General features: G+C 49.6%; 11 protein-coding genes. All 11 read right to left on the reverse strand.

Features of this window, described 5'->3' with window-relative positions:
• Nucleotides 1-9: 9 nt before the first annotated feature.
• The 11 genes from ACCC71_RS14375 to ACCC71_RS14425 all read right to left on the reverse strand — a co-directional run bounded on the left by ACCC71_RS14375 (nucleotide 10) and on the right by ACCC71_RS14425 (nucleotide 12002).
• Nucleotides 10-426, reverse strand: a complete 417-nt coding sequence (locus ACCC71_RS14375) for a cupin domain-containing protein (RefSeq protein WP_434310313.1) — start codon at nucleotides 424-426, stop codon at nucleotides 10-12.
• A gap of 13 nt (nucleotides 427-439) precedes the next feature.
• Nucleotides 440-958: a hypothetical protein gene (locus tag ACCC71_RS14380; protein ID WP_434310314.1), complete on the reverse strand. Its 519-nt coding sequence runs from the start codon at nucleotides 956-958 to the stop codon at nucleotides 440-442.
• A 357-nt stretch (nucleotides 959-1315) separates the two neighbouring features.
• Nucleotides 1316-2248, reverse strand: a complete 933-nt coding sequence (locus ACCC71_RS14385) for a LysR family transcriptional regulator (RefSeq protein WP_434310315.1) — start codon at nucleotides 2246-2248, stop codon at nucleotides 1316-1318.
• A 59-nt stretch (nucleotides 2249-2307) separates the two neighbouring features.
• On the reverse strand, nucleotides 2308-3816 hold the full coding sequence (locus tag ACCC71_RS14390; RefSeq protein ID WP_434310316.1) for a carboxylesterase/lipase family protein: 1509 nt from the start codon (nucleotides 3814-3816) through the stop codon (nucleotides 2308-2310).
• A 136-nt stretch (nucleotides 3817-3952) separates the two neighbouring features.
• Nucleotides 3953-5548 (reverse strand): ABC transporter substrate-binding protein, encoded by a 1596-nt coding sequence (locus ACCC71_RS14395; RefSeq protein WP_434310317.1) that lies wholly within the window; start codon nucleotides 5546-5548, stop codon nucleotides 3953-3955.
• A 13-nt stretch (nucleotides 5549-5561) separates the two neighbouring features.
• On the reverse strand, nucleotides 5562-6524 hold the full coding sequence (locus tag ACCC71_RS14400; RefSeq protein WP_434310318.1) for an ABC transporter ATP-binding protein: 963 nt from the start codon (nucleotides 6522-6524) through the stop codon (nucleotides 5562-5564).
• A complete protein-coding gene (locus tag ACCC71_RS14405) occupies nucleotides 6524-7513 on the reverse strand; it encodes an ABC transporter ATP-binding protein (RefSeq protein ID WP_434310319.1) in 990 nt (329 codons plus the stop codon). The genes ACCC71_RS14400 and ACCC71_RS14405 overlap by 1 nt, the downstream gene beginning before the upstream one ends.
• Before the next feature lie 12 nt (nucleotides 7514-7525).
• Nucleotides 7526-8395: an ABC transporter permease gene (locus ACCC71_RS14410; RefSeq protein WP_434310320.1), complete on the reverse strand. Its 870-nt coding sequence runs from the start codon at nucleotides 8393-8395 to the stop codon at nucleotides 7526-7528.
• Nucleotides 8388-9365, reverse strand: a complete 978-nt coding sequence (nikB, locus tag ACCC71_RS14415; protein ID WP_434310321.1) for a nickel ABC transporter permease — start codon at nucleotides 9363-9365, stop codon at nucleotides 8388-8390. The genes ACCC71_RS14410 and nikB overlap by 8 nt, the downstream gene beginning before the upstream one ends.
• Nucleotides 9366-9401: 36 nt before the next feature.
• Nucleotides 9402-10928: a carboxylesterase/lipase family protein gene (locus ACCC71_RS14420; protein WP_434310322.1), complete on the reverse strand. Its 1527-nt coding sequence runs from the start codon at nucleotides 10926-10928 to the stop codon at nucleotides 9402-9404.
• A 21-nt stretch (nucleotides 10929-10949) separates the two neighbouring features.
• On the reverse strand, nucleotides 10950-12002 hold the full coding sequence (locus ACCC71_RS14425) for an AbrB family transcriptional regulator (RefSeq protein WP_434310323.1): 1053 nt from the start codon (nucleotides 12000-12002) through the stop codon (nucleotides 10950-10952).
• Nucleotides 12003-12147: the final 145 nt, after the last annotated feature.

Here is a 12147-nt window from a genome sequence, read left to right on the forward strand (position 1 = left end):
CGTTCCTCCCTATTCTTCCACTGTCGGTTCCATCTCATCCACTACCGGCAGAACCGCATCCTTGGAGCAGACATAAACCATTTCCAGGGTCTCCTCCGAATCATTGACAAAGCCGTGAGGAACGCCTTCCGGCACAAAGATGACATGGCCTTTGCGGAAACGTCCAACTTCCTTCCCACCTTCGCCGAGAAGCACGCCTTCTCCTTTTACGATATAGTTAAACTGCTCCGCATTCTCATGGACATGGGTGGAACCGTGACCCTCGCCGGGAGCTAAATGAATGATACCGATCCGGAAAAACTCAGAACCGTGCATGTCATGGTCAACCACACGCCAAAGTTTCGTCTTCTTTCCCGGAAATGTGTATAAATAATGCTCGTCCTTTTTCATTGGATGAATGCACATCAGTCTTCTTGTCTCGTCCATCAAATCTTCCCTCCTATTTCTTATTTTTCTCCGGCGCATTTGCCGCGGAATCTTCCGGCTTATCCCCCGATACATTGGTCATGCCGTCTACCGTCGGAAGCTGTCCGCCTGCCGAATACCACCAAATCTTATGGGAAACCGTCAGTCCAGGATCTGCATTTTCATTGCCGCCTCTGGCGCCTGCGCCTCCGTGATACGTGTTTTTCGGAATGAACTTAAAATCACCAGGGCCTGTGGTCCCGATGAACTCGCCGCCTTCTCCGATATTGGTCAGTTCCATGCCCGAAATCGTGTAGCTGCACTCCTCGCTGGTCGGATGAATATGCGGGGTGCTGACAGACATGGGAGGATTCACTGTAACGCCTGCTACAAAATACTTAGACCCCATGTCCAGATGTTTTCCGATACGGTCCGGCTTAATAATCCGGAAATTTTTTCTCAGAGTATCGGTCTCCGCGGAACCAACCCAGACTTTTTCTGAGTCCGTCCAGGGATTGATGATGATTGCCTGTTTTGCCTTTTTTTCTCCCATTCTTATGATGCCTCCTTATCACCTAAAAAGATACAAGCCCAATGGACACCCTTGTATGTCCACTTTGTGCATTGCCTACGCATAAATAAAACCTTGAAATTGTACATCATTTTTTGTACAATCTCTTAATTTATTCATATTTTAACATTGGCTTCTATTGATGTCCAATTACGATTCCGCATCCCGCAATCGCGAAATGCAATGATACGATCCACAGACGAAAAAAACATCGGTTATTTCTAACCGATGTTCGATCTATTTTTTATTGCCATTAAAACAGTTCCATCTTTTTGAGCGGCAGATCAATCAGACTGCAATGAAAGATTCCATTATCATTGCGCTATTTTAAGACTTTCCCTACTTCCCCTTATTTTCCTGATTTCCTCCGACCATGCGGTGAGGACTGTCCAAGACAAACTGGATAAAATTGTCGACCACAGGCACCTTAGCGGATTCCTCGGAAACCGCCAGGTACACATAACGGGATAAGGACGGCTCTAACTTCGCTACATGCACACCCTTGCCTCCATATTTTCCCGCGCTGTTCCTCGTGACTAAAGTAGCCACCAGACCGTTGGCTACCAGGCTGATATTGGTCAGGATATGGGTATTTTTCGTAATCCTCGTGCGAAAGAATTCCTCCCCCCGCTTGGCCGCATCTAAAGCAGGCTGGGTGGATTGCAGGGACTTTAAAATGGATGAGTTCTCGGAAAACAGTAGTACGTGTCCCCGCAATTCCTCCAGCCGAACAGATTCTCTACCAGCCAGCGGATGTTCTTTTCCCACCACCAAAACCACTTCATCTTGAAGCAGTTCATAGGTTCTAAGATCATCCGGAAGCAGCATATCCGAGAGGAATGCCGCGTCTAAAACGCCATTTCGGATCATCTCTTTCAGCTGACTGCTGTCCCCTTCCTGAATGCTCAACTCCACATCCGGGAATTTTTTTTGATAGGCAGAAACCAGATCCGTCAGCATATAAAGAGCGCTGCACTGGGCCAGGCCGATGGAGATACTCCCCTCGCTGCTATTTTGAAAAACGCGGAACGATTTCTTCATTCGCTCTTCTAACGCCAGCATCTGTCTGGCATATTCTAGAAAAATCTCTCCCTCTTTTGTGACCGCTACGCCTTTTTGGGTGCGGCTGAAAATCCGAATGCCCAGTTCCGACTCTAATTTTCCGATCTGAACCGAAATGACTGACTGGGACACATAGCATTGTTCCGCCGCCCTGGTAAAATTCTTATATTTCGCCGCTTCCAGGCAATACCTCATTTGTAAAAAGTCCATGTTCCGGCGCTCCTTTCTCCGATTCCATAAAAAGCATACCACAAAAAGGAGCAAAGCGGCTACCTTTTTTCCCGATAATACTCCAATAAAAAGTCAATCATTTCATTTCGTTCCGGCTCTCTCATGCCTCCCCCATGGGAAAAGCCCATCACCTGCGGAGTTTCTCTGGTATAGGCCTTCCACTCCTGCCCATTTTCCCCGCCAGGACAACCATTCTTAATAAAATTCCCCCAGTAAGAATTGGCCCGGATCGAAATATCGTAATCTTCCCCTGTATAGGGCCGCCAGCTGCGCTCTAAAATTTTAAACACGTACATATGCTCCGCCGAATGGAAGGAGCCAATCTCGCTCTTTGCCGGAACCTGATCAAAAACATAGCCGTAAGCCGGCCTTCTTCCCAAGGCCAGCTGCGCCTCACAGAAAGCAATCACAGCGGCTCTCTTATAGTTTGCCCGGCACCGGCGCAAAAATTCTTTCGCGTCCTCCTCCGTCCGGACTTGAAGGCGTTCTGCCATCCCTCTTGCCTTAGGACCAAAGGAATCTTCCATCTCTTTCTGAAACTCTTCTGTCAGCGGATGCTTGCACTCCGGGTCCGCCGGCGTTTCGTCCTTCGTACAGCCAATCATATAATCAATATCGTGATGCCCACCGGAAAGTTGGATTTGATGCGGCAAATCCCTCAACACATATCCGTCGATACAGGGCTTAAACCGCATCTTTCCCTTCGTCTCCCGGAAAAAAGAAATCAGAAGAGAATTCATCGTTTCCGCAGGGAGCGCTCTGGCCTCTTCTAAAGATCGAAGCTTGGCATAGGAAAAGAAAGCCTCCCCAAAGGCTTCCGCCGTCTTTAGCGGCAGCGGCCACACCTTTGGATTGTCGCCCAGCCCGCCTCCGCTTTGAAGAACCGCACGGCGGATGTCCCCTCTCGTCATCTCGCTGCACGTAAGAATCTGACAGGCAGTTCCTCCCGCCGATTGGCCGAATACTGTAATCATCTCCGGATCTCCGCCAAAGGCGTCGATATTCCGTCTTACCCATTTCAGCGCCGCAATGATATCCAGCATTCCATAATTTCCCGCTCCCACCGGGTCTTCCTCGGTCAGCGCCGGATGCTGCATAAATCCAAATCCATTGCTCCGGTAGTTAGCGGATACATATACGATTCCCTGCTTTGCCAACGCTTCCCCATCGTACTGCTGGCCGTGGGCATATCCGCGTATAAAACCGCCGCCAAATACCCAAAAGGCCACCGGCAATTTTTCTCCCGGCTCCTTGGCAGGCGTCCATATATTTAGATACAGACAATCCTCACCCATGGGCAGCCGGACCGGATAAAACTCTTTCCGATGAAAATTCCCATCCGGCAAATAATCTTGCATCGGCGCATTTCCAAATAGCTTTGCCGGGCGGACGCCCTCCCAATCCTCTGCCGGCTGGGGCGCCCGAAAGCGGAGATCTCCCACTGGCGGAGCCGCGAATGGAATCCCTTTAAAAATACTGATCTGCTGGCATCCGGCCATCACGCCTTCCACCCATCCATTTTCTGTCTTTGCCTGTAACATGGCCATTTTTATTCCCTCCTATCTTCCTAATTTGCAGTTGCTTTCTACTAACAAAACCACGTTATTCTCAAAAAGAGAAAGGCTGCTGCAAAACCATGAATCCGCAAGATTCAAGGCTGGCAGCAGCCTTAGACTTTAGCTCTTATTCAAAATAACACCAGTTAAAGATCGGACGGTTTCCAGATTTTACAAATCCTTTCAGATTTGACTGATACAGATACACATCCGCCAGATTCCGCAGAGGAAGCACAAAGGCGTTTTCCATATAGATTTCCTGAAGCTCCCCGTAAGCGGCTTCCCGCTCGGCGTCGTCCATCAGCGTGACCGCAGCTTCCAGTTTTTCCGAATAATCCCATGCTTCCTGAATGTCATAGGTCTTCGCAATGTTTGCCTGGCCTTCATGGCTATTGTTTGGATGGGTCTGAATCATCAACCCAGCTCCCGGATCTCCCTCGATTCCGTACTGACGGATCGAAATATTCCAGTCCAGAGAATTGCGGAGGATATCCAGCGCTGTAGTCTGGTCGTATTGCTGGATTTCCACTGTCACGCCAACAGCCAGAAACATATTGGACAGCTGCTCCGCCACGGAACTAGTCGTACTGTCGATGACCGCTTTCAGCGTAAAACCGTCCCCATATCCCGCTTCTGCCAGAAGTTCTTTTGCCTTTTCTGGATTGTACTCATAAAGCGGCGTCTCATCCAGCTTCTTGCTGTGTCCCCAGGTTCCTCCCGGAACCATGGAGGTCGCTACGGTTCCTTGACCTTCGTAAGCGCCTTTGATGATGGCCTCTTTATCTACCGCGTAGTTCAGAGCCTGACGCACCAGTTTGTTGTTTAAGGGCTCCGACGCACAGTTAAAGTTAATCGCATTGTACCGCAAAGCCGGCGACTCATAGATCGCGATCTTGCCCTCCGGATCTTCCTTGGCCTTATTGATATCGCTGGCCAGACAAGAAAGGGCAAAATCAATTCCATCCGTATCCAGCTCAATCATCGCTACGGATTTTTCCGGGATAAACCGGAAGATAATACGGGATAGTTTTACCGGAGTTCCCCAATATTCGTCAAACTTTTCCACGGTAACGCTGTCGCCGGAAACGTATTCTTTTAACACATAGGGTCCAGTCCCGATCATTTCCGTCGATACCCGGTCTCCAGTTTCTTCCATATAGTCTTTGTTGAAAATGTACAGTCGGGTTAGGCCATCCGCCGCATACGCCACCTGCTTTAAGAGAGGAACGCGGAGCGTAACCTCATCGATGGCCTCAATATGATCGAAATCCAGATAGTTAACGGCGTTGCCTTGAGATGAATTCTTTAGCACCTGGAAAGAATAAAGAACGTCCTCCATATCCATCACATCGCCGTTATGGAATTTTACGCCCTCACGGATTTTAATCCGCATTTCCATTCCATCTTCGGAATATTCCAGGCTCTCCGCCAGCTTTGGCTCTGATACGCCTTCTTCATTATAAAAGAAGAAGGTCTCAAGAAACGTATCCTGAACATACCCCTCCGCTGTTCCCGTTGCATCGTAGGGCTGCATGGAGCCAGGATCGGTACTGCGGGATATGATCAGAGTATCCTTGGAGCTTTCGCCTCCGGTCTCTCCCGCCACGCTTCCCTTTTCCGCAGCGCCTCCCGTCCCCGCGGTCTCCTTCGCGTCTCCTCCACAACCGGAAACAAGCATCACCGCCGACAAAAAAACTGCCGCTAACCTAAGACTTTTTTTCATACTTTACCTCCTTTTATATGTTTTGATTGATTTCACGTACAAAATGACAAGCTACCTGATGGGAATCCCGCACCTCCTGAAGCTTTGGTTCCTCTTGATGGCAAATATCCTTCGCATAGATACAGCGGGCCGCAAAGCGGCATCCTGGCTTCGGATTGATCGGCGAAGTCAATTCCCCTTTCAAAAGAATCCTTTCCTTTTTATGATGTACATCCGCCACTGGAACCGCGGAAAGCAGCGCTTTTGTATAAGGGTGCATCGGAAAATCAAACAATTCTTTTGACGGACAGTGTTCCACCACCTGGCCGAGATACATCACCAAAATGGAATCCGAAATATACCGCACAACCGACAGATCATGAGTAATAAAGATATAGGTCAAGCCCAGCTGCTCCTGCAGATCCAGCATCAAGTTTAAGATCTGAGCCTGAATGGATACGTCCAAGGCAGAGACCGGCTCGTCGCACACGATAAACTGCGGGTTCAGGGCTAACGCCCGCGCAATCCCGATTCTCTGTCGGCGTCCGCCGTCCAGCTCATGAGGATAGCTGTTATAGAGACGCCTGGCCAATCCAACGGTATCCATCAATTCATAAACCCGTTCGTCAATCTTGCTTTTTTCCTGCTCCTTATCGATCTGCATAGGCTCCGCGATAATCTGGGCAATGGTCATCCGCGGGTCCAGAGAGGCGTACGGGTCTTGAAAAATAATCTGCATTTCTTTTCGAAGTGCAATCAATTCCTTTTTCGATACCCGCGTAATATCCCGTCCTTTATACCGGATCATTCCGTCGGTATTTTCAAGCAGGTGAAGTACAACTCTTCCCAAGGTGGATTTCCCACATCCGGATTCTCCTACTACGCCCAATGTTTTTCCTTGTTCCAGGGAAAAACTTACGCCGTCCACTGCATGGAGCATCCCTTTTTTTGTCGGAAAATACTTTTTTAAATCACGCACTTCCAATAATGGCGCCATTATTTTCCCTCCCTTCCTGCCTTATCGAAAAGAAAACACCGAACCTGATGGTTTTCTCCTATAGAAATCAACGGCGGTTCTTCCGTCTTGCAACGCTCCATGCACCGGTTACAGCGCGGCGCAAACTTGCAGCCTGGCGGTAAATTCGCTGGGTCTGGCATCAAGCCGGCGATGGGTGTCAAACGTTTGGCGTCCCCCGCTACTCCGGGCAGCGAGCCAAACAGACCGATCGTATAAGGATGGCCGGTATGATCGTAAATCTCCTCGGCCTTTCCCATCTCTACCACCTGGCCAGCATAGATGATGGCAACTTGTTCGCACATCTCCGCAACCACGCCCAAATCATGAGTGATCAGCAGCATGGAAGTATGAATCTTTTCCTTCAACTCATTCATTAAATCCAGTACCTGCGCCTGAATCGTCACGTCCAGAGCCGTGGTCGGCTCATCTGCAATCAAAAGCTCCGGAGAACACGCCAAGGCGATGGCAATCACAATCCTCTGCTTCATTCCTCCGGAAAACTGGTGGGGGTATTCTCCGTACCGTTCCGCTGGAATACCAACCATTTCCAGAGTATCGCAGGCTTTTTGAACCGCCTGGGCCCTCGACAGCTTTTTGTTGTGCAGCCGCACCACTTCCGTGATCTGCTCTCCCACGGTATCAATGGGATTTAGAGCCGTCATCGGGTCCTGGAAAATCATCGATACCTTTTGTCCGCGGATTTTGCGCATAGCCGCGTCGCTTACCTTTAAGATGTCTTCTCCGTCCAGCAAAATCTCTCCGGATGTAATCTCTCCCGGCGGATCCGGAACCAGACGCATGATTCCCAATGCAATCGTCGTCTTCCCCGCCCCGGTCTCGCCTACCAGTCCTAGGGTTTCGCCTCTTTTTAGCTGCAGGTCCACGCCGTTGACCGCGCGGCAGACGCCGTCTTCCGTTTTGTACTGTATCGTCAAATGTTTTAACTCTAAAATGTTGTCCTGTTTCATCCTGTCATCCCCCTAATTTTTCAGTCTGGGATCCAAGGCGTCTCTTAAACCGTCACCCAGCACATTCAGAGAAAACACCGTCAACATAATCGCAATTCCAGGGAACGTTACAATATGCCAGTATTCCCGGATATATTGCCGCCCTGCCGAAAGCATCGCGCCCCATTCCGGAGAGGGCGGCTGAACGCCCATTCCCAGAAAGCTCAGGCTTGACGCCGCCATAACGGCATTGGCAATGTAGAGGGTAGATTGGACGATGATCGGCGCTAGAACATTGGGAAGGACGTGGCGGAAAATGATGCGTCCATCGCTGGCATTTACCGCCGTGGCCGCTTCTATGTATTCTTGATTCCGAATCGCCAGAATCGGGCCTCTGACTACACGGGCAAAACGAGGAATCGTGGAAATTCCAACGGCAACCATACAGTTGACCAATCCCGGCCCTAAAGCCGCCGCGATGGCGATAGCCAGCAGGATATTCGGCATTGCCATCAAGACGTCCAAAATCCTCATGATGACGTCGTCGATTTTCCCTCCATAGTAACCGGCTACGGCCCCCAGGAAAATACCGACCACAGAAGCCAGGGAAACCGAGATCAAGCCCATGGTCAGGGAAATCCGGCCTCCGTACAAGATTCGGCTGAACACATCTCTTCCCAGGTTATCCGTTCCAAATAAATGGCTCAAGGAAGGTCCTAAAAACGCTCGGCTTACATCCTGATCATCAAAGCCGTAGGGCGCGATAATCGGCGCCAAGGCCGCTGACAAAATTAAGATAATAATCAAAACCAGACCCAACATGGCCATCCGATTCCGTTTTAAACGTTTCCAGATATCGGACCAGTTGCTCTTCTTTTTATCCGCTTTTTTGTTTTTACTCACCGGCTTTGTCCTCCCTCTTTATTTTCTTCGCTTTATGCTTTCCGCCAAACTGAGACTTAATTCTAGGGTCTACCGCGGCATACAGCAGATCGACGAGAAGGTTCACCACGCTGTAGGATAAAGCAATCATCAATACGCCTCCCTGTACGATGGGGTAATCTCTGGCGTTGATCGCCTCAATCACGAATTTTCCCAGACCAGGGATGGCAAATATGGTCTCGATTACCATGGCGCCTCCCAGAGAAACGCCGAACTGCATTCCCGCCACTGTGATGATCGGGATCATCGCGTTGCGGAGAACATGGTGAACGGTCACAACGATCTCCCTCTGCCCCTTGGCTCTAGCCGTGCGGACATAGTCTTGACGGATACATTCCAGCATGCTGGAACGGGTCGTTCTCATCAAAGACGCCGCCGCATGGAAGCCGATGGTAGCTGCCGGAAGAATCCAGTAAGAGGGACCGTAAAAGCCGGAAGCCGGTAAAATTCGAAGCTGAACAGAGAAAATCAAGATCAGCATCAAGCCCAGCCAGAATGTTGGCATCGACACCCCAATCATTCCAATAGCCACAGAGATATTGTCCATCCAGGAATATTGTTTCACCGCGGATATAATTCCTATGGGAATTCCCACGATCAACATAATCAATGTTCCAAAAATGGCCAATGTGATCGTAGTAGGATAGCGCTCCAGGATGGATTCCAGCACCGGTTTCCCGCTGCGGTAGGAATTTCCCATATCTCCTTTTGTGACCAGTTTTACGACATAGCGTCCAAATTGGACCAGCACAGAATCATTCAACCCCATCTCTTCCCGCAAGGCCGCGATTTCCTCTTTTGTGGCATCCTCTCCCAAAATAATTTGGGCAGGGTCTCCCGGCGCCAGCTGCAGCAACAGAAAAACTAGAAGCGTCACGCCGAGTAGAACAGGAATCATCATCAATATTCGTTTTCCGATATACCTTAGCAAATTTAACCGTCTCCTTTCTTTCGCTGCATCCGTTCTCTACTGATGCGCCAGTCTTCCTAAAATGAAATCAATCTCAAACTGCACCATCTCATTTTTGGGAATCTCTATCATTTCATTGTTCCGGCAAAGCTTCATTCCCTTGGGACTTTCCTTTGTATATGGCGTCCACTCTTTTAATCCCTCGCCGTTTGGCGTTCCGGTCTTAATGAAATTGCTCCAATACTCGCACATCATCAGCGAGACATCATAATCTTCTCCGGTATAAGGGCGCCAAGACCTGGACAGCGTCTGGAACACATACGCATGTTCCGCAGAATGATACGTCCCGATCCCCGGCGCGCTTCCCGGCGGCACCTGAGTGAAAAAGTACTGGTATACCGGCCTGCGTCCCAGCTCCAACTGCCACTCCGCCAGCGCAAAACACCCTGCCAAATCCTGTTCTCCAAAGGCTCTTTTTTGCGTCTGTACCATTTGCTCCTTGGAGTCTGCATGGGCCGCTTCCCAAAAAGCATCCGCGTGAACGCCATAAAGCTCTTCCGCCTGCCTTCGAAATTCTTCCGTATCTTCCGTAAACGGGTGTCGAGGAGGATCCCATTCCTGGGCGGTGCATCCGATCAGGATCTGGATATCGTGCATCTTTCCCTGCAAAACCAACTGATTGGGAAGATCAGAAAACACATAGCCGTCTAAGGTTGGGCGGAAGGGACAACGATCTTTAAAATAAGCCTGTGCCTTTGCTTGAAGCTCAAAGAGCTGCTCCGCCGGAAGTTTCCTCACTTCCTCGATGGAGGAAAGCCCTGCCCAGTCCATCCATTCTTTCCCTCTTTGCAGCGCGTCCTTTAAGGTGAAGAAATGGGTCCCCTGCTTTACGCTTAACCCCCCGCCGCTCTGAATTATTGCCTGCTGAAAGAGTCCTTTGGTTAAAGGAGTTGTGCCCAGCATGTAAACAGCCCGGCCTCCCGCTGACTGCCCCTCAATGGTAATACGGTTTGGATCGCCGCCAAAGGCGCGGATATTCCGGCGAATCCACTGGATTGCCGCTATAATGTCCAAAAAGCCATAATTTCCCGTGGTACCGTGCTCGGATTCTGCTAACAATTCCTCGTGGGCCAGGAATCCAAACACATTCAAGCGAAAGGCTGCCGTGATAAAAATGATTCCCCGCTTGCCGTAGGCTTCTCCATCGAACATCATTCCATAAGGACTTCCCTGCTGGAATCCGCCTCCGTGAATATAGAGAACGACCGGGAGATCTTCTCCTTCCTTCTCCGCCGGAGTCCAGATATTCAGATACAAGCAGTCCTCGTCCATGGGATATTGATTTGGGTAAAATTCTTTCTGGTAAAAGCTGCCCTGCGCCATCTGCTTTTGCCAGGCAAGAGGGCGAAACGCATAAGCTTCCCGCACGCCCTCCCAAGGTTTTACCGGCTGCGGTTCTCGAAAACGCAGATCTCCTAATGGTGGAGCTGCGTAGGGGACACCTTTAAAGACGCTGACCGCCTGGTTTCCCCCATACGTCCCCCGGACCATCCCACCTTCTGTCCGGGCTTCCAACAATGCCATGTTTTCATCCTCCTTGCCTTTTTATAAATATCGAGACAGCACCGTTACCGCCGTCGGATAAATCGATACCACCATCATAATCCGCAGGACATGCAGCGCCGTAACTTTCGCGGAATCCGCTCCCATATCATTGGCAATGATTACCATATCGCTCAAGCCCCCTGGCGCGCAGGCATACATTGCCGTCTGAATATCTACCGACGAAACTTTTGCCATCAGCAGCCCTAAGACTACATTTACAAGGGAAAGCGCCAGTACCATGATGAGAACCGGGATCGCAATTTTCCAAAGATCTAAAATCTGCTCCCGTACAATTGTGGAACCAATATAAGCCCCGGAAAAAACCTGAATGCCAAAGATACAGCTTCGGGGAATATAGGGTTCGATATGTACAGCGGAGAGCAATACAGTGGCCACCATAGCCCCAATCATACTTCCGGAAGGAACGCTAAGAGAATCAAATAGTCTTCCGAGCAAAAGGCCTGCCGCAATCACCAAAAGATAATTCCACCAGACGGAAATACCTTTGGGATTCTCCTTAGAGACGCTAGATGAAAGAGCCGCTTTTCCGTCTTCCTGTTTCCCTGCTTTCTTTTCACAGATGATTCGAATCAACGTGGGCAAAAACGAAATGGCAAAAAATACTCGAATCACCTGCATTAACGCAACTTTTGAAGGATCTCCTCCCACATCCGCCGCAATTAACGTCATCTCCTGGGTCCCGCCTGGCGCCGTGGCCAAAAAAGCGGTGGCAAAATCCAACTCCGTCACGTTACTGATCAAAGTTCCCGCCAAAATACTGGAAAAAAGCATTCCAATTAATGCAACCAGTACCCCGCCTTTTACCTCTTTCAAAGCGACCACATCCCGAATTTTGATTCCGGTTCCTACATAAATACCAGCGGCCACCCGGACGTAAAATCTTAGATCCCTGGGGAAATATCCGTTTCCCGTGAAAATATTCCAAAGGGCCACAAAGACCATTCCTCCTACCAGACCGGGCGCTGGCAATCGGGCCTTTTTCGCCGCAAAGCCACCGATCGCAGCAATCAATACGGTGAGTAGAAATTTCATTTTCTTTCCTCCTCTTTCCTGTGTCTACTCTTTTGAAGGATTTTCCCGTTTTCTGAAAGGGCTTTCGGCGCCAATTTATTAAACCCTTTTTATTTAATCCTTTTTAATAATACCTTTTTACTTAATATTTGTCAATACTTTTTTT

It is taken from the genome of Hominifimenecus sp. rT4P-3 (assembly GCF_051055405.1).
Taxonomy (GTDB): Bacteria; Bacillota; Clostridia; order Lachnospirales; family Lachnospiraceae; genus Pseudolachnospira.